The sequence below is a fragment of the Bacillus sp. FSL W8-0848 genome (assembly GCF_038007805.1).
Taxonomy (GTDB): Bacteria; Bacillota; Bacilli; order Bacillales; family Bacillaceae; genus Bacillus; species Bacillus glycinifermentans.
This window is the reverse complement of sequence record NZ_JBBOYB010000001.1, coordinates 743,590-760,456: the sequence shown is the minus strand read 5'-3', so window position 1 is coordinate 760,456 and position 16,867 is coordinate 743,590. Positions and strand designations below refer to the sequence as shown.

The 16,867-nt window shown below is 46.8% G+C and carries 18 protein-coding genes; 6 read left to right on the top strand and 12 right to left on the bottom strand.

Features of this window, described 5'->3' with window-relative positions:
- Positions 1-2 precede the first annotated feature (2 nt).
- The 3 genes from NSQ39_RS04020 to NSQ39_RS04010 form a co-directional block, all read right to left on the bottom strand.
- On the bottom strand, positions 3-956 hold the full coding sequence (locus tag NSQ39_RS04020) for an AAA family ATPase (protein WP_175075867.1): 954 nt from the start codon (positions 954-956) through the stop codon (positions 3-5).
- Positions 957-1,089: 133 nt separating this feature from the next.
- Positions 1,090-1,968 carry a cation diffusion facilitator family transporter gene (locus tag NSQ39_RS04015; RefSeq protein WP_175075866.1) on the bottom strand — a complete coding sequence of 293 codons (879 nt, stop codon included), beginning with the start codon at positions 1,966-1,968 and terminating at the stop codon, positions 1,090-1,092.
- Positions 1,969-2,279: 311 nt separating this feature from the next.
- Positions 2,280-3,284, bottom strand: coding sequence for an acyltransferase family protein (locus tag NSQ39_RS04010; RefSeq protein ID WP_175075865.1), 1,005 nt, complete (start codon positions 3,282-3,284; stop codon positions 2,280-2,282).
- A gap of 256 nt (positions 3,285-3,540) precedes the next feature.
- Between NSQ39_RS04010 and NSQ39_RS04005 the strand changes: the two genes are divergently transcribed.
- Together NSQ39_RS04005 and NSQ39_RS04000 are read left to right on the top strand one after the other, a co-directional pair.
- The gene (locus tag NSQ39_RS04005) at positions 3,541-5,082 is read left to right on the top strand and encodes a multicopper oxidase family protein (RefSeq protein WP_341014271.1); all 1,542 of its coding nucleotides are present in this window, start codon (positions 3,541-3,543) and stop codon (positions 5,080-5,082) included.
- A gap of 115 nt (positions 5,083-5,197) precedes the next feature.
- A complete protein-coding gene (locus NSQ39_RS04000) occupies positions 5,198-6,067 on the top strand; it encodes an AraC family transcriptional regulator (protein ID WP_175075910.1) in 870 nt (289 codons plus the stop codon).
- Between the two features lie 42 nt (positions 6,068-6,109).
- On the opposite strand, the gene NSQ39_RS03995 is transcribed toward NSQ39_RS04000, so the two are convergent.
- Positions 6,110-6,754: an SDR family oxidoreductase gene (locus NSQ39_RS03995; protein WP_175075863.1), complete on the bottom strand. Its 645-nt coding sequence runs from the start codon at positions 6,752-6,754 to the stop codon at positions 6,110-6,112.
- 118 nt (positions 6,755-6,872) lie between these two features.
- Positions 6,873-7,421: a signal peptidase I gene (gene lepB / locus NSQ39_RS03990; protein WP_175075862.1), complete on the bottom strand. Its 549-nt coding sequence runs from the start codon at positions 7,419-7,421 to the stop codon at positions 6,873-6,875.
- 267 nt (positions 7,422-7,688) lie between these two features.
- Here lepB and NSQ39_RS03985 point away from each other — a divergent pair, with 267 nt between their 5' ends.
- Entirely contained in the window at positions 7,689-7,910 is a 222-nt protein-coding gene (locus NSQ39_RS03985) for a hypothetical protein (RefSeq protein WP_175075909.1), read from the top strand.
- Between the two features lie 113 nt (positions 7,911-8,023).
- Positions 8,024-8,326 carry a hypothetical protein gene (locus tag NSQ39_RS03980; RefSeq protein ID WP_046130465.1) on the top strand — a complete coding sequence of 101 codons (303 nt, stop codon included), beginning with the start codon at positions 8,024-8,026 and terminating at the stop codon, positions 8,324-8,326.
- A gap of 206 nt (positions 8,327-8,532) precedes the next feature.
- Here NSQ39_RS03980 and NSQ39_RS03975 read toward each other — a convergent pair whose 3' ends face one another.
- Positions 8,533-9,555 carry a TolB family protein gene (locus tag NSQ39_RS03975; protein ID WP_065894190.1) on the bottom strand — a complete coding sequence of 341 codons (1,023 nt, stop codon included), beginning with the start codon at positions 9,553-9,555 and terminating at the stop codon, positions 8,533-8,535.
- Between the two features lie 58 nt (positions 9,556-9,613).
- Entirely contained in the window at positions 9,614-9,994 is a 381-nt protein-coding gene (locus tag NSQ39_RS03970) for an RlpA-like double-psi beta-barrel domain-containing protein (RefSeq protein WP_046130467.1), read from the bottom strand.
- Between the two features lie 203 nt (positions 9,995-10,197).
- On the opposite strand from NSQ39_RS03970, the gene NSQ39_RS03965 reads away from it, so the two are divergent.
- The gene (locus NSQ39_RS03965) at positions 10,198-10,590 is read left to right on the top strand and encodes a hypothetical protein (protein ID WP_175075861.1); all 393 of its coding nucleotides are present in this window, start codon (positions 10,198-10,200) and stop codon (positions 10,588-10,590) included.
- Entirely contained in the window at positions 10,587-11,156 is a 570-nt protein-coding gene (locus tag NSQ39_RS03960) for a hypothetical protein (RefSeq protein WP_175075860.1), read from the top strand. The genes NSQ39_RS03965 and NSQ39_RS03960 overlap by 4 nt, the downstream gene beginning before the upstream one ends.
- A gap of 40 nt (positions 11,157-11,196) precedes the next feature.
- Here NSQ39_RS03960 and NSQ39_RS03955 read toward each other — a convergent pair whose 3' ends face one another.
- Genes NSQ39_RS03955 through NSQ39_RS03935 form a run of 5 tightly spaced genes read right to left on the bottom strand, consistent with a single transcriptional unit; the run spans position 11,197 to position 16,863 of the window.
- Positions 11,197-11,370, bottom strand: coding sequence for a hypothetical protein (locus NSQ39_RS03955; protein ID WP_157759322.1), 174 nt, complete (start codon positions 11,368-11,370; stop codon positions 11,197-11,199).
- Positions 11,367-12,050, bottom strand: a complete 684-nt coding sequence (pgmB, locus tag NSQ39_RS03950; protein ID WP_046130469.1) for a beta-phosphoglucomutase — start codon at positions 12,048-12,050, stop codon at positions 11,367-11,369. Before pgmB ends, NSQ39_RS03955 begins: the two co-directional genes overlap by 4 nt.
- Positions 12,047-13,747 carry a glycoside hydrolase family 13 protein gene (locus NSQ39_RS03945; RefSeq protein WP_046130470.1) on the bottom strand — a complete coding sequence of 567 codons (1,701 nt, stop codon included), beginning with the start codon at positions 13,745-13,747 and terminating at the stop codon, positions 12,047-12,049. The genes pgmB and NSQ39_RS03945 overlap by 4 nt, the downstream gene beginning before the upstream one ends.
- Complete coding sequence (locus NSQ39_RS03940) at positions 13,689-16,025, bottom strand: glycoside hydrolase family 65 protein (RefSeq protein WP_046130471.1); 2,337 nt, start codon at positions 16,023-16,025, stop codon at positions 13,689-13,691. Before NSQ39_RS03940 ends, NSQ39_RS03945 begins: the two co-directional genes overlap by 59 nt.
- On the bottom strand, positions 16,003-16,863 hold the full coding sequence (locus NSQ39_RS03935; protein WP_046130472.1) for a DUF1189 domain-containing protein: 861 nt from the start codon (positions 16,861-16,863) through the stop codon (positions 16,003-16,005). The genes NSQ39_RS03940 and NSQ39_RS03935 overlap by 23 nt, the downstream gene beginning before the upstream one ends.
- Positions 16,864-16,867 lie beyond the last annotated feature (4 nt).

The window sequence follows — 16,867 nt, the reverse complement described above, 5'->3', positions numbered from 1 at the left end:
GCTCATCGCCTTCCAACGGGAACCTTCGCTTTCGCCATGATCTCCTGAAGAACCGTCTCCGGCCGCTTCCCTTCAAATTTCGCCTCCGACCGCAATATCATTCTGTGCGGAAGCGTAAAAGGCGCAAGGTACTGGATATCATCCGGTATAACATAATCGCGGTTATACAGGAAAGCAAACGCCTGTGCAGCTTTCATCAGGGCGATCGAACCGCGGGGGCTGACGCCGAGATAGACGTCTGAATGATGTCTTGTTTGTTGTGTGATGTCAACAATATATTCTTTTATGGAAGCATCCACATAGACCGTTTCGGCCTCTTTTTGGAAGCCGGCCAGCTCATCCTTCGTGATCACCGGCTCAATCTCTTCAATCGGACGGCTTTTTTCCTGAAGGTCCAGCACCTGAATCTCTTCGGCGACCGTCGGATAGCCCATTCGAAGCTTGAATAGGAAGCGGTCAAGCTGGGCCTCAGGCAGCGGATACGTTCCTTCGTATTCCACCGGGTTTTGGGTAGCCATGACAAAAAAAGGCTTAGAAAGCGGCATCGTCACACCGTCGACGGTCACGCTCCCTTCCTCCATCGCTTCAAGCAGAGCCGACTGGGTTTTTGGCGACGTACGGTTGATTTCATCCGCCAACACGATCTCCCCCATAATCGGGCCTGAACGGTATTCAAATTCAAGGGTTTTCGGATTATATATGGAAACGCCTGTTACGTCTGATGGCAGTAAGTCCGGCGTAAACTGAATTCTCTTAAATTCGGCGCCCGTCGATTTCGCCAGCGTGCGAACCATCATCGTCTTCCCCACTCCGGGCACATCCTCCAAAAGCACATGGCCGTTGGCAAGAATGGCGGTCAGGCTCAATACGGCAATATCTTTCTTTCCTACCATTACGTTATCAATATTATCGGCTACTTTTCCCAAAACAGGGTGCAGCGTTTCTTCGTAAGCCATCCTTTTCCTCCTCATGCGTACGGATTCGAAATTGATTTAACTTTACGATAAACGATGTTTCGGCAGAAAACAACTAAATGGTTAAACTCTCTTTCTATGTAAATAAAAATAACCTTTTCCAAAATGGAAAAGGTTATTTTTCGCCGTCTCTGAACGGTTCTATATGAACATGGGAATGGATGATCGAGTGCTCCTCCTGCATTTTTCTTTCGATCTCATCGGCGATATCGTGGCTTTCCAAAATGTTCAGATCAGGCCTCACCTCTACGATGACTTCAACATGCACGGCGCTTCCCAAATATCTCGCCTTCACATCCTTGATCCTGCCGACGCCGGGAACTTTTTGAATCGTTTCTTTATATGTCGAAATATCCTTTATATCAAATCCGTCCGTCAAGGAATGAGCGGCTTCTTTAAATATGTCCCACGCGGTTTTGCAAATGATCAGCCCGATGATAAACGCCGCTAAAGTATCGACCCAGGCGAGGTTAAATTGCGACGCAAAAATACCGGTAAACGTTCCGATGCTGACGATGGCATCAGATCTATTATCTGCAGCTGCCGCATGCAGCGCCTGGCTGTTCACCCTTTCGGCGAGCCGTTTATTATAGGCGTACACCAAAAACATGACGGCCGCACTCCCGACCGCCGTCCATGCCGCTATCATATCAGGAGTCGTTTCCCGCGGATGCAAAAACGTCTCTCCCGAACTATACAGCACATCAAGCCCGACAACCATCATGATAAAAGAGGCGACGAGCGAAGCGATCGTCTCGGCTCTGAAGTGTCCGTACGGATGGTCTTCATCAGGCGGCTTTTGCGAAATCCTGAGACCGATCAGCACCGCTAAAGAGGCAATGATATCCGTCGTATTGTTAAGCCCGTCTGCCTTGAGGGCCTCGGAATGAAAGACGTATCCGATGATCAGCTTAACGGCCGACAGAACGAGGTAAGCGCAAATGCTGACCCACGCCCCGGTTTCTCCTTTTTTTAATTCGTCGTACCTTTCCATAAAAAGCTTCCTTTCCCATCCGTGTATTCGCTTTTTAATCATACAAAGCAAAACTTGAGTGAGTCTATAGAAACATGATTCACTTCTTGCAGAATTATAGACGCCATAGAACATTTTTTAACGGAGGAAACATATTTCAATTCGGCCAATCCCTGATAAAACCCGGCGCATCAAGGTTTTCCAAAAATTGCTTCCGCCCCTCGGAATAAAAGCAAAACGGCTTCCGCGTCTTTTCTGAATATTATTTCTTTTTTTCATAAAGGAGATAACGGCAAAAGCCTTGCAGCAAAATCTCCTGCAAAGCTTTTCATTCAGCATCTTCTTCTCCTTCCGAGCAAGACCGGGTACCTGTTCAAAATGAAAATGCACGGAACCATAATCACCAAGGTTGCAGCCGTATAAACGCCGCCCCACACGACAGAACCGTAGGTCTCATCAAGAGAAACATTCATAAGGTAATAAACGACGGCTTTTAACGCCCGGATCACCGGGTAGTGAAGGACAAGGATAACCAATGAATTTTTGCCGAGGAATTGAAGAGGCGCTGCATGCTGCAGCTTAAAGCTTGCAAAAATCACGCCGGCCGTCCCTAAAAATGACGTGATATAAAAGATCGCCATGTTCCCGTACTCATTCGCTCTCATATCCACCCTGACATTCTGGCTTTGAAGAAAGCCGACAGCAATAAACAGAATCACCGCGATCAGCAGTGCCTTGCGATCCTTGACGTTCCGCAAATCGCGTTTCAGAAAATAACCGGCAGTGTAGAAGGAAAGGGCGGTCAATGCCACTTCGATATTCCACGGAAGCTTGATTTCGAAATATTGATAATTGAAATAGCTTAGCAGGGCGCATAACACGACGATAAATACGAGATGCCGGGCCTTCAGCCAATTTCTCATTACGAAAAACAGCATTTCTACAACGAACAGACATGTTAAAAACCAGAGAGCCGGATTATGCGTCAGCATATAATCATCAGGCATGGAATAGAAAATCCCTTTAAATGGAACAAGCGGATCGACGTCCGAGCTGCCGCTGAACGTAAAATCCCTTTCGACGAAAAACCAAAACAAATAGGCAAGGGCGGAAAATATGAAGTAAGGCAGAAGGAGCGTCTTCACCTTTTTGTACAGGAACGAAAGAAAGGTCATATTCGCATCATGGTAGACAAGCCCTGACAAAAAGAAAAACAGCGGCATATGAAAAGAAAAAATGAAGGTCTTCAGCCAATCGGTCGTCGGCGTATGACCTAAAACGACCAAAATAATTCCCAGCCCTTTTGACACATCGATCCAATCTATGCTTTTCGGCACAAGCCAAACATCTCCTTTCAAGCCGCTTTCAGCTTACCCATAATGTAACACCGCCAAACGGGAAAACTCCACTTCCGCCCTCTTAAAAACCGCTTTCAATACGATATTTAATGGTTTTGAAACATCTTGTTCATTTCTTCGTAATACTCAGGCTCTTTTCGCCTGCGTCTATTTCTTTCCCCAGCAGGAACCTAAACACAGGTCCCGTCTTATAATATACTGACCTATTTATCAGAACATAGAGGACAGGTGAAACATGAAGCTTGAAAAATTTGTCGACCCGCTGCCCATTCCAAAAGTGATCAAACCTCATACAAAAAGCAAGACAAAAACCTATTATGAGGTAACGATGAAAGAGTTTTATCAAAAGCTTCACCGGGATCTTGAACCTACCAGGCTTTTCGGCTATAACGAAAGCTATCCGGGGCCTACGTTTGAAGTCAAAAAAAACGAAAAGGTCGCCGTCAAATGGATGAATAAACTGCCGCGCCACCACTTTCTCCCGATTGACCACACGATTCACCATGACGGGCATGAAGAACATGAAGTGAAAACGGTCGTCCATCTCCACGGCGGAAATACGCCGGCGGACAGCGACGGCTATCCGGAAGCCTGGTATACGAAGAATTTTAAAGAAACGGGGCCGTTTTTCGAAAGGGAGGTGTATGAATACCCCAATCATCAGGACGCTTGCGCTCTCTGGTATCATGACCACGCCATGGCGATTACGAGGCTGAATGTATATGCGGGCCTTGTCGGCTTATATTTTATCCGCGATAAGGAGGAACAGTCATTAAACATACCAAAAGGAGAATATGAGGTCCCCCTTTTGATCCAGGATAAGTCGCTTAATGAAGACGGTTCATTGTTTTACCCGCGGCAGCCTGAAAACGCGTCCCGCGACCTGCCGAATCCGTCGATCGTTCCCGGATTTTGCGGGGATACCATTTTAGTGAATGGCAAGGTGTGGCCGTATGCTGAAATCGAACCGCGAAAATACCGTTTCCGGATTTTGAACGCTTCAAATTCAAGAATATTTGAGCTGTATTTCGATTCAGACCATGCGATGTATCAAATCGGAACAGACGGAGGCCTTCTCCAGTGGCCGGTAAAAGTCCAGTCGCTTACGATCGCCCCGGCTGAAAGGTTCGACATCATCGTCGATTTTTCGGATGCCGAAGGACAAACGATCACATTGAAAAACCGGATCGGCTGCGGCGGAGAAGAAGCAGATCCGGAAACCGATGCCGATATCATGCAGTTCCGTGTGACAAAACCATTAAAACAAAAGGATACGAGCAAAATTCCAAGCATATTAAGAAAGCGGCCGTTTATCAAAAAACAAAAAATCGACGCCATCAGAAAATTGACATTGGGTGCGTCGCAGGATCAATACGGAAGGCCCGTCCTGCTCCTGAACAATACGCGATGGAGCGATCCCGTAACTGAGAAACCTAGGCGCGACAGCACCGAAATTTGGTCGATCGTCAACGCAGGAAGAGCGATTCATCCGATTCATTTGCACCTCATTCAATTTTTCATTCTCGACCACCGCCCGTTTGATACAGAGCGCTTTCAGCAAAACGGAGAACTGATTTTTACAGGCCCTGCCGTCGCTCCGGCTGCAAACGAAAGAGGCATGAAAGATATCGTAAAAGTTCCGCCTGGATCGGTCACGCGGATTCTCGCCACCTTCAGCCCGTACAGCGGCAGGTATGTATGGCATTGCCACATACTGGAGCATGAAGATTATGATATGATGCGGCCTCTTGAAGTCACTGATTTTCATACTCAATAACAAAAGCCTCCCGCAAAAGGAGGCTTTTTATTTTTCAAAAAGCACAAATGATCAAAAAATAGAGCCTTCAATCATGTACAATAAGGGCAAGAAAACTTTGAAAGGCTGCGATAAAGTGGACGATTACGAAAGAATTCAACATGCGGTTCGTTTTATGGAAGAAAACCTTCAAAACGAATTAAAGATCACCGACATTGCGTCGAAGGCATGTTTTTCGCCATTTCATTTCCAACGGCTTTTTCAAGCCATTTCCGGTTTTTCTGTACAAGAGTATATTCGCCGCAGAAGGCTGTCTGAAGCGGCCGGACTGCTGAAAGAAACCGACAGGTCCATTCTGGACATAGCCATTGATTTTCAATATGGCTCCCAGGAAGCTTTCAGCCGTGCATTTGCGAATTGTTTCGGGATCACCCCGGGCAAATACCGCAAGACAAGCATCGCCCTGAATGATCAGCGTGAAATCAATTTCCTCGATTTTAAGACAAGCATCAATGAAGACGAATCGATTCCCAGACCGAACATCATTCATCTCGACAGCATGCTGATTGTCGGTTATGAGTATCATACCGACCTAAACGGCGAAAAGCACTTTGCAGACATTCCGGGATTCTATCATGATTTCGGAGCCAATGAATATTATATGCAGATCCCCGGCAAAGCAGCGCCTGATATGTCATACGGCATATCGTGCAACTTTCTGGATGAGGGCGGATTTTCATTCGTCGTCGGAGAAGCGGTTCAGAAACCGCCCGAAACAATACCGGAATCGTTTGTTCATCTTGACATTCCCGGAGGAACATATGCCATGTTTGAGGTAAACGGCCGGACTGAGTTGGTTCAAAACACAAGAAGATACATCTATCGCACATGGCTTCCAAATGCGAATTACGAAAGAAGGGAAGGACCGGATTTTGAGGTGACGGACGTTCGCCGTTCCTGTTTTCCTGATGACATGAAAATGAAAATTTATATTCCTGTTTTCTAAATGCCGGGAACCCGTTCATCATGGATTCCCGGCATGGCCTGATCAGATCGCTTTTATCGCTTCAGCGATGGCCGTTTCTCCTGAAAGCAGATCAAACGACCGGCGGAATGTGCGCTCTTCGCTAAGCGCGGCGGCGGCTGTTGCGGCTACGTCTTCGCGCGGGATCGTTCCGCGCTCCAGGTTTTCCGCGGCTTTTATTTTTCCTGTGCCCGGTTCATTTAAAAGCCCTCCGGGACGGATGATCGTATACGTTAAGCTGCTTCTCTCCAGTATTTTATCCGCATAATGCTTTGCAACGTAATAAGGCTTGATCGCTTCATTCCAATTCTCCCGGTGATGGGCCTGCAAAGTGCTTATCATGATAAACCGTTGAATCCCCGCTTTTTCGGCGGCTTCAATCGTTTTTGCCGCACCGTCCAGATCGACGAGCAGCGTTTTATCAGCGCCCGTTTTACCGCCCGATCCGGCGGTAAAGACGATTGCATCACAGCCTTTTGCAGCCTCCTCAATGTCGTGGACAGTACCTTCTAAATTGGCAAGCGCTGTCTCGATCCCCGAACGCTCCAGCGTCTCCGCCTGCTCTTCGCTTCTGACCATCGCTCTCACCTGATGTTCGCTGCTTTCCTTTAACATGCCGGTCAAGTGTTTGCCTATCTGCCCATTTGCACCGACGATGAACACCTTCATTTGACCCCAGCTCCTTTCGACTCGGTTTTTTCTATTATTTCACTTTAGCAGACGACTCTTCAAACAGCCTGCTCACAAAAAAAGACCTCCCATATATGATGAGAAGTCTTTTCTTTCCTTATTCGATTCCGCCGATTTCATTGAATGGAAAATAGCGAAATTCAACTTTTCCGACGACAGACGATTTTGAAATAAATCCGAAATAACGGCTGTCTCTGCTGTTTTGGCGGTTATCTCCCATGACGAATAAACTGTCTTTCGGCACTTTTGATTCGCCCGTTAATTCTTTCAGCGTAAAATCGTCCGTTAACAGTTTACCGCCTGTCAGCTCCTTTTTGTTTTGCTTTAAGTACGGCTCATCATAGGCTTTTCCGTTAACATAAAGAACGTCATTTTTCATCTCGATCGAATCCCCAGGCAGGCCGATGACTCTTTTGACATAGTCTTCGTCAGCATCCGGGGCATGAAAGATGATTTTATCGAACCGGTTAATCTCGCTGATCTTACTGACCATGACCATATTTCCGTTTTGCAATGTCGGATACATGGAGTCTCCTAAAACGGTAGACGGGGTGAACAGAAAATAGCGGCAGGCAGCAACGATGGCCCCCGCAATAAGAAGCGTCCTGATCCATGAGATAATCTCTTTTTTTCTATTATTCTTCATTTTTACTCTCCTTTGTATCTGCAATATCAGTTTTTTTATCAGCGCGTTACGCGGGAACTTCCTCTCTTATATCATACCAGTCCCGCATCTTTCATGCTTTATATTTAAATTAGCGTTTCCGGTACGAAAATCCTGTTATTTCCTTTCATTCTTTTTGTAATTTTTTAAGGTGTTTACGAAGCATACAAAACCATTATAAATGCACAGGCAAACACATTGCCATTGTAATAAATTATCATAACCAATAAAAGGCGGGTGATTGTGAACATGTACGACTACGATGAGTACGACAATTATGATCCTTACAAACGCAGGCGGAACAACGGATGGAGGGCGCTTGATCCCCCGGAGAACCGTCCTTCCGATGATGGCAATGACAGTGACAGTCACAGCGACAGCGAAGACCGCGACCGCTTCAAATGCAGAAAAAGAAAGTGTTTTTCCGATGATGACGATGACCGCTTCAAATGCCGGAGAAAGAAGTGCTAAGAATGTTTGAATGAAGCCGATTGACACTGCATAATCGGCTTTTTCTTTTTGTCGTCCTTTGGAACAATCATCCAATCGGTGAATATTATGATGGTAAAGGAGATGAAACAGCCATGAGCGTCCCCAAAGATGTTCAGACCTCAATGCCCCATGATCATGATAGATCTTTGCACAACCTTTGCCGCAAGTATATGCATTACCATGTCGTGCTGAAATTAAAGGACGGGCGTTCGGTTCACGGCATCCTCGAAAGCGCCGGCCGGCGGGAGGCAACCGTTTACGTGCCTGAAAAAGTAACGGAAGAAAAGCAGCTTTACGGCGGGAACGGATTGCCGATGAGGTCGTACCGCAGGTTTAGAAGAGCGGTTTTCCCGTTTTCAATGATGACCTCTTTATACCCTTTCCCATACTATTAAGCTCCGGACTGTCCATATTCCGGGCAGCCCGCCGCCTCTGCCTCAAACTCTTTTTTTCCCCGAAGTTCAAGGGCTTTTATTCGTCCGTCTATAAAAAAATAAGGGACAAGCAGTCAGCCGGCGCCGGAAACGGACACACTTATACCTCCGCAAAAAATCAGCCGGCAAAGCTGTCTGGAACAGACGCTGCCGGCTGATGTCCGCCTTTAATTCAGAACGGTAAAACCATTGATGATTCCGTTTGATTGCTCCCATTCTTTGCTCACTTTTTTTGTATCCCTATCATAGGCGAAAATCGTTCGCACGTTTGCTTCGTTTCCCGCGTCATCTTTCAAAACCTTTGCTCCCTTTGCTTCAGCAAGGAAATAGATCGTTTTCCCGTCTTTTGAAAACTGCGGCTCGGCTGAGTCGATCAATGTGAAATCGCGCCCGTTTGCAATGATTGATTGGTATTTTTTCGTCTCGAGATCCAGCTCGCAGATCGCCGTTTTTTCGCCTTCCGCATCTGTCGCGGTAAAGACAATCGTCTTTCCGTCAGGCGAAATCGCAATGTCATTGATAAATTTCGCGATCGTTTTGATTTCCTTCTCGTGTTTCTCATCGGCTAAAGAAATGCGCATATTCGTCGGTTCCGGATCGATTCCCTTGCTGTTCGCCTCATCGGTTTTCTTATAGTCTTCCGACTCGGAATAATGCAGAAGGACAGATTTGCCGCTGTTTTGATCGTATTGATAGAAACTCACGGTCTCATCCTTGTCACTCAGCTTCGGATAGATCACGGTAAAGGACTTCGTTTTCAGATCAAAGGACGCAAGATGAAAATTTCGTTCTTCCGGCTGATTATAACGCATGAACAGCTTTGAGCCGTCTTTGGACAAGCTTAGCTCGTCGACGTACTCCTTACCGGAATACAGCGTCGTTTTTTTGCCTGTTTTCAACTCAAGCTTGATCAGGCGCTTGACGCCGCTTTCGTCCGTGTTCGTATAATACAGGATATTGTGTTTCCGGTCCAATGCGGACGCAGGATAGTCCGTCATTTTTTCCTTGTACAGCACTTTGTTATTTTTATAATAAGAGGTCATTAGCTTTTGGTCTGTCATCGATACGAGTAGGTCCGGACGATCAGACTGTGTTTGCTCCTTTTTCGGAGCCGAAAAATGGATGACTGCAAAAATACCGGCAGCCAGCACGATTGCCGCCGCTACAATGATCGTAATAATTTTTTTCATATTTTACTCTCCGCCAATATAAAGAAGCAAGAAAACCTGTTTTCTTGCTTCCGTTTGTTTATTTTTTGTATGTATAGTGTCCGGCAACTTTGCCTTTGCTTGTTGAATATCCTAAAGCTCTAAAGGCTTTTGGGCTTACATCCAAAACAGCGCCCGGAAGTCTGCCGACATCGTATTTATATACCGTGATGGCTTTCTTCGGTTTCGCTTTTGAATATGCTCTTATTTTCGTTCCTTTTCTCGGAACATCGAAGCCCATTTTTGTAGCACAATCCCAATGGCCCAGCCTTTTGCCGTCAGCGCCGATTTTTCCGACTCCATTATACCATGTAATATAGCCGCTGACTTTTTTTGTCTTAGCGCTCGCTTCACCGCCAAAATTGAATGCAACTAGTAAACTGGCCGCTAAAACAAAAAATGAAAAGAGTATTTTCTTCATAATAAAGATATCCTCCGTGAATGGGGTTTTTTTCTGACATTCAGATTATACCTTGTTTCAGAGACAAGCTCTTTTACAGTTTGATTACGTTTGAACGGCAAATATTACATATACTTTGCACTGAAAAGTCCGATATAAAAATTGACACTCATATGAGTTTTGATCGTATAAAAAGAGAAAAATAGATAGACAGGATGGTAAAAATGACAAAATCGAGAGTTATTTTATTCAGTTTGGTCATCTCAGTCGCTTCCCTTTTCATATCGGGATGCGACGACAGCAACGAGGAGCGTTCAAGGGAAGTAAACCAGGACAAGTCCATAAAAAAATACGACCTCGTCTGGTTTGACTATGTGAACGACAGCGAATCAGACAGCGCCCCGGAAATGAAAGTCTCCTATATGGAAAACGGCAAACAAAAAACGAAAACGTTTAAAAAATACGTTGAAAATGTTGAAGATATCGAGCAGCCGTATATGAAGATCCGCGATGATAAAGCATTCATCTACAGGCCGCCGTATATGAAGTACGACCAGGAGCCCCTTGAAGGCGTAGTGAAGGATAAGGTAGAACAAAAAAGCGGTGATGGTAAATGATGAAGTATTTCCGGCTGCTGACCGCGGGTCTCATGTTGGCCATGTTTTCAGGGGCCGATCAGGCGGAGGCCGCAAGCGGCAACAGCCCGTCAAAATCTTCGAGCACAGCGGCACACAGCTCCTCTTCAAAAAGCCGGGCGGGCTCTGTTCATAAAAGCGCCCGCACCTATATGAAACAAGCCGCAAGCAAGGGCTATCTGCTGAAAAGGTCGTCTAAAAACGGGGGGACAGCTCTCAGAAACAGCCTGCAAAAAACGCTGCCCGCAACTGCGCTGTATAAAGGAAGCATGAAGCACACGATCGATCAAAATCCCGCAGGGGCGGCTTTCTTCAATTATTACTTTCCGTATTGGATGGTTTCCCATTCAAAAGGGTTTTCCGCTGAACAAAAAAGCATGCTGCAAACTGTCGGGATAAGAGAGAAAGACATCATACAGCCAAGAGAAAAAAGGTACTGGCTCATCATAGTGGAAAACACGGCGGCGAAAAAGCCGTTCTCGTTTCGAAAAAGCAATATGACAGCGTGCACAAAGGAGATCGCATCAAAGTGGTTCATAAACGGCTGATCAGAAAATAGCAAAAAGCTGATGAACATCAGCTTTTTGCTTATTCATCAAATTCACCGTTTTCCGCCGTCAGCAAAACGGCGTCAACATCCGGCCGCCGTTTCAAACCGTAAAGGATGCCGATCGGCAAATTGTTGACCGCTTCATTCTCTAACAGCTTATGTTCAACCGTTTTTAAAAACTCTTCCGGAGAGCTGAATCTTTTCAGATTCACGCGCGATTAGCTCCTTTCTGTTGCTGGCGTTTCCACCCGCTATACAGCAAATGAAACGATAATTGCGACGTCCGGCTGACGATCAGATCAGCAGCGTGCATGGATCGTTCATCACCGACCCCGACCGCGAACATTCCCGCTGATTTGATCGCGGCGATCCCCGCTTCAGCATCTTCTATCGCCGCACATTCTGCCGGGGAGACGCCGAGAAGCCCAGCGGCTGTTAAAAAGATGTCGGGAGCGGGTTTTCCCTTTTCGATCGTATCCGGGTCCACGACGGCTTGAAAATCGCCGGAGATCCCCAAGCGTTTTAAAATGGCAGGGGCATTACGGCTGGAAGAAGCTAAAGCGATTTGGATATGTTCACCTTTCAGCTCGCTAAGAAGCTTCTCGATTCCCGGCAATAGGTCCCCCGGCGCAAGATTTTCGATCAGCTTTTGGTAATATTGATTTTTTTGGCGCATGAGAGCCTGCTTTTCCGCTGTCGAAAACGTAGACGCTGCACCGCCGCGTGTGAGGATGTTGTCAAGCGATTGCTGTCTGCCGATCCCTTTCAAACTTTCGTTAAAACTGCGGTCAAATGGAATATGCAGTTGTTCCGCTAAACGCTTCCAGGCGAGAAAATGATATTCCGCCGTATCCGTGATCACGCCGTCCAAATCGAATATGACGGCTTTCATGATCGCGTTTCCTTCGATGTAATGTACATAAAAGCCTCATAGGGCTGCAGGCACATATCGTGCATGCCGGCCAAGTCCCGCGAATAATTTGATAAAATCATTTTCCACGGCTCATCAAGGAGTTCCTTCGGCGCTTCAAACATTGCCTTTTCTTCCGACAAATTGACGGCGACCAACAGCTTTTCCCCTTCATATTCGCGAATATAGGAAAATATTTGCGGATCATCCTCAAGGATCAGCCGATAATCCCCATATACGATCACCTTGTGCTGTTTCCGCAGCCGAATGAGCTTTTGATAATAATAGAAAATCGAATCTTGGTCAGCCAACGACTCTTTCACATTGATCTCTTTATAGCGGGGGTTGACGGTCAGCCACGGCTCGCCGTCCGTGAATCCCGCATGCCTTTTGTCATCCCATTGCATCGGCGTTCTTGCATGATCCCTTCCTTTTTTCGCCGCGGCTTTTAAAAACCCTTCTTCTGACATCGTTTGATTTTCAACGACCAGTTCCTGATACGCGTTTTTTATTTCGAGATCATCATACATATCAAGCGAAAAATCGCCGTTGACCATGCCGATCTCTTCTCCCTGGTAGATAAACGGCGTACCTTTCATGCCGTGAAGGACCGTGGCAAAAGCTTTGGCGCACTGTTTTCGCAAGATGCCATCATTGCCCCAGCGGGAAATCACTCTGGGCTGATCATGATTTTCAAAATACAGGGTGTTCCAGCCGACATCCATTAACGCGGTCTGCCAGCGGGTCAGCGTCTTTTTTAATGCAATGGGATCAAACGGCTTGATCTGCCATTTTCCATTAGGCGAATGACTCTCTGTATCAATATCCATATGCTCAAAGGTAAAGATCATATTCAGCTCCTGCCTGTCAGCGTCCGTATACTTTTTCGCATCTTCAATATCAGAGCCGTTTGCTTCACCGACGGTCATACAGTCGTAACGGGACAGCACTTCACGATTCATCTCCTGAATAAACTCATGAAGGCGGGGGCCGTTTGAATGATAGCGGCCGACGATGTACCTGCTGCTGTCATTTGTTTCATAGCTGGGAAAATCGGTGTATTTGGATATCGAGCCGATCACATCCATCCGCCAGCCGTCGACGCCTTTATCCATCCAAAACCTCATGAGATCATACACTTCCCGGCGGACGTCTTCGTTTTCCCAATTTAGATCAGGCTGTTTTTTCGAAAAGTAGTGCAAATAATACTGGCCCGTCTGCTCATCGAACGTCCACGCCGATCCTGAGAAGATCGATCCCCAATTGTTGGGCTCTGAGCCGTCCGGTTTGGGATCTCTCCAAAAATAATAATCGCGGTACGGATTGTCCTTGGACTTGCGGCTTTCGGCAAACCAGGCATGCTCATCAGACGTATGATTGACGACGAGGTCCATGATGATTTTCATGCCGCGCTTATGCACTTCATCGATGAGCTGAAACATGTCTTCGTTCGTCCCGAACTTTTCGTATATGCGCCGGTAGTCGCGAATGTCATAGCCGTTGTCATCCTGCGGAGAATCAAACACCGGGCTCAGCCAGATCACATCCGCCCCCAGGGTTTTGATATAATCCAGCTTTTGAATGATTCCCTGCAAATCTCCGAATCCGTCTCCGTTTGAGTCATAGAAACTGCGCGGGTAAATTTGGTAAATGACAGCTTCCTTCCACCATTCTCTCATCAGGCGTCCTCCCTTCATATCGTCCGTTCAAAAGAATCGGCTTCTGATAAACCGTCATCTGCAGAGGGTCCCCTTTTAACAGGTCAAAAACGACGCGTTCTTCCGCTACTGCAACCCGGATCAGCCGGTTGCGGTAATTGATTTTAAACGAGTACCCGTTCCATTCTTCCGGCAAAAACGGGGCAAATGAGAGCGTCTCATTCGCTACGCGCATGCCGGCAAACCCTTGGACGATGACGAGCCAGCTTCCCGTCATCGATGTGATGTGAAGCCCTTCTTCTGTGTCATGATTGTAATTGTCAAGATCAAGGCGGGCTGTCCGTTTATAGAGTTCAAGCGCTTTTTTCTCCATTTGCAGTTCGGCTGCGAGCACTGCGTGAACAGAAGGGGAAAGGCTTGACTCATGGACGGTCATCGGTTCGTAAAACTCAAAGTTGCGCCGTTTTTCTTCCAATGTAAAGCGGTGATTCAAAAGGTACATTCCCTGAAGAACATCGGCCTGCTTAATAAAACTGGAGCGGAGAATTTTGTCCCATGACCAATGCTGATAAAGCGGCCGTTCATCCGGATTCAAATCATCCGCCGTCTGCAGCTCTTTATCCAAAAACGTATCATGCTGGACGAAAATGTTTAATTCTTCGCTGTACGGATAGTACATCCGCTCGATAATATCCTTCCATGTCTCGATTTCATCTTCCCGCACCTTTAGCTGTCTATGTTTTTCCGCCGGAAGGCCGGCCAGATTTTCAAGCGTATACTCAAGCGTCCAGGCTGCAATCAAATTGGTATACCAGTTGTTGTTGACATTGTTTTCGTATTCGTTCGGCCCTGTGACGCCGTGAATCATATATTTATTTTTTCGTTTCGAAAAATGGACGCGGTCGGCCCAAAATCTGCTTACTTCCACGAGAACGTTTATCCCGTATTCTTTCATATAGTCCTTGTCGCCCGTATAATTGATATAATTGTAGATTGCGTAGCAAATCGCGCCGTTGCGGTGAATTTCTTCAAAGGTGATCTCCCATTCGTTGTGGCATTCGTCGCCGATGAAGGTCACCATCGGGTAAAGAGCCCCTTTCATCCCCAATTTGGCGGCGTTTCGCTTGGCAGCCTCCAAATGGTGATAGCGGTACAGCAGCAGGTTTTTTGTCACCTCCGGATCGGCTGTGGCCAAATACATCGGGACGGCATATGCCTCGGTATCCCAATACGCGGCTCCTCCGTATTTTTCGCCGGTAAATCCTTTTGGCCCGATATTCAGCCGCGAATCATCCCCGTAGTATGTCGAGAATAATTGAAAGATGTTGTAGCGGATTCCTTGCTGGAGTTCATCATCTCCTTTAATTTCGATATCCGCTTTTTCCCACCTTTCCTTCCATTGATCGATATGCCTCCGCCTTGCTTCTTCATAGCCCCCGTCAACAATATCCGCCAAGAGCTCCCTGCCTTTTGACAAAAGCTCTGCTTCCGGAAAATCGCGGGAAGTCGTCACGGCGACGAATTTTGTTAAAGAAGCTTTCGTTCCCGGCTTCGTTTCATACCTATAGCGATTCTCCGCATACATGCCGGCCGTTTTACAGCTTTCGCTGACAAAGCCTTTTGTCACGTTTGCCATCGCGGCGGAAACGGTAAAACGCGGCGTGCCAAACGGATTGTCGATCGTTTTTGTTACCAAATGGCCGCGGTGGGAATCTGCCCCTTTCGCTGCTTCCTGCCAAAACCGTTCCTGGTAGTTGGCATCTTCATTTGCGACGTTTCCGTCAAGGTAAGGCACAAGCGTGATAACAGCTTCATCGGTCAGGCACTCTGCTTCATAATGAATCGCACAAAGCTCTTTTACGGCAAGGCTCAAGAACCGCTCAGACCCGATTTTGACAGTTTTATCCCGGATGCTGACGACCGCGCTTCTCCGCAGTATCCCTTCCTTCATATCGAGTTCTAATGCAAACGATTCGACCGGGTGTTGATAGAGATCGATTTTTTCCCCGTCTATATATACGTCTATGCCGATAAAATTCATCGCATTGATCACTTTCCCGAAATATTCCGGATAGCCGTTTTTCCACCATCCGACGCGCGTTTTGTCAGGAAACCACACCCCTGCAATATATGTGCCTTGATGGCTGTCTCCTGAATAACTTTCTTCAAAGTTCCCCCTGATTCCCATATAGCCGTTGGCGATAGATGTCAAGCTTTCCTGGAGCCGTTTATGTTCCTTTTGAAATGTGTTTGTCTTGATTTTCCATTCGTCAATCTCAAATAGCCGCTGAATTGCCATGGTTTCCTCCTGAGTGTAGATTTCGGGTTTTCCACAAGCGTCCGCATGCAAGCGAGATCATCAAGATGACGCCGCACGTATCGATCAACAGCACGGTGATAAAGTCAAAATGAATCAGGCCGGCTAAAGCTGCGGCAAATACCGGAATGGCTGAACAGCTCACAGCTAGAGCGGCTGCTTCTTTGAATGACGCAATACCGGTCATTTTTGATCGTTTTGTGATCCATAAACCCCCGGCAAGAATACCCGTTAATAACAACCGGCTTATCAAAATCGCCGAAAATGCCAGCAGCATGATCATCGGCTTATACTGGGCAAGCCACAATTCGCCGATCATATTCTCCAAATCGTACAGATTCATATCTTTCACATCCCTTTTGCCATAACGGACGGAAAACCCGGTGCCGTTTTGATCGCTGATGATCAGGCGATCAGGCTGGAAGATGATCGCGTTATCATAGCCTTTAATGTGAAGATGCCCGTTTTCACCGCTTGTCTTAAACCGATGCTTCAGATCGACCGCCAGCAATGTCCGTCCCTCCACCTCATAAAAGCCGGTTTCCCCTCCTGTCAGCTTTCCGCTTTTCAATTGATAGCCCTTTAACCGCTCGGCAAAGCGGTCATTGACATCTTGGATCACTGACGGCAAAAAAGACCTGACATTGAAGCGCTCGAGCTTCGCAAACGAAATGGCGAACGGCGCCATCAGGCAAGCCGTCAAAAAACTAAAGAGAAACAAGATATGCAGCCAGTTGAATGTCCTTCTGCAGCGGCAGGCGCCGGATGGAGATGCAGCTGCTTTAAGGAAGCGGATGATGAAGCGGTCATGTTTCTCCATGGAT

Excerpts from the sequence above, each read along its gene's own strand:
- NSQ39_RS04020 (WP_175075867.1), bottom strand. The coding sequence starts at position 956 with ATGGCTTACGAAGAAACGCTGCACCCTGTTTTGGGAAAAGTAGCCGAT.
- NSQ39_RS04015 (WP_175075866.1), bottom strand. The coding sequence starts at position 1,968 with ATGGAAAGGTACGACGAATTAAAAAAAGGAGAAACCGGGGCGTGGGTC.
- NSQ39_RS04005 (WP_341014271.1), top strand. The coding sequence starts at position 3,541 with ATGAAGCTTGAAAAATTTGTCGACCCGCTGCCCATTCCAAAAGTGATC.
- NSQ39_RS03995 (WP_175075863.1), bottom strand. The coding sequence starts at position 6,754 with ATGAAGGTGTTCATCGTCGGTGCAAATGGGCAGATAGGCAAACACTTG.
- lepB (WP_175075862.1), bottom strand. The coding sequence starts at position 7,421 with ATGAAGAATAATAGAAAAAAAGAGATTATCTCATGGATCAGGACGCTT.
- NSQ39_RS03985 (WP_175075909.1), top strand. The coding sequence starts at position 7,689 with ATGTACGACTACGATGAGTACGACAATTATGATCCTTACAAACGCAGG.
- NSQ39_RS03980 (WP_046130465.1), top strand. The coding sequence starts at position 8,024 with ATGAGCGTCCCCAAAGATGTTCAGACCTCAATGCCCCATGATCATGAT.
- NSQ39_RS03975 (WP_065894190.1), bottom strand. The coding sequence starts at position 9,555 with ATGAAAAAAATTATTACGATCATTGTAGCGGCGGCAATCGTGCTGGCT.
- NSQ39_RS03970 (WP_046130467.1), bottom strand. The coding sequence starts at position 9,994 with ATGAAGAAAATACTCTTTTCATTTTTTGTTTTAGCGGCCAGTTTACTA.
- NSQ39_RS03965 (WP_175075861.1), top strand. The coding sequence starts at position 10,198 with ATGACAAAATCGAGAGTTATTTTATTCAGTTTGGTCATCTCAGTCGCT.
- NSQ39_RS03960 (WP_175075860.1), top strand. The coding sequence starts at position 10,587 with ATGATGAAGTATTTCCGGCTGCTGACCGCGGGTCTCATGTTGGCCATG.
- pgmB (WP_046130469.1), bottom strand. The coding sequence starts at position 12,050 with ATGAAAGCCGTCATATTCGATTTGGACGGCGTGATCACGGATACGGCG.
- NSQ39_RS03945 (WP_046130470.1), bottom strand. The coding sequence starts at position 13,747 with ATGAGAGAATGGTGGAAGGAAGCTGTCATTTACCAAATTTACCCGCGC.
- NSQ39_RS03940 (WP_046130471.1), bottom strand. The coding sequence starts at position 16,025 with ATGGCAATTCAGCGGCTATTTGAGATTGACGAATGGAAAATCAAGACA.
- NSQ39_RS03935 (WP_046130472.1), bottom strand. The coding sequence starts at position 16,863 with ATGGAGAAACATGACCGCTTCATCATCCGCTTCCTTAAAGCAGCTGCA.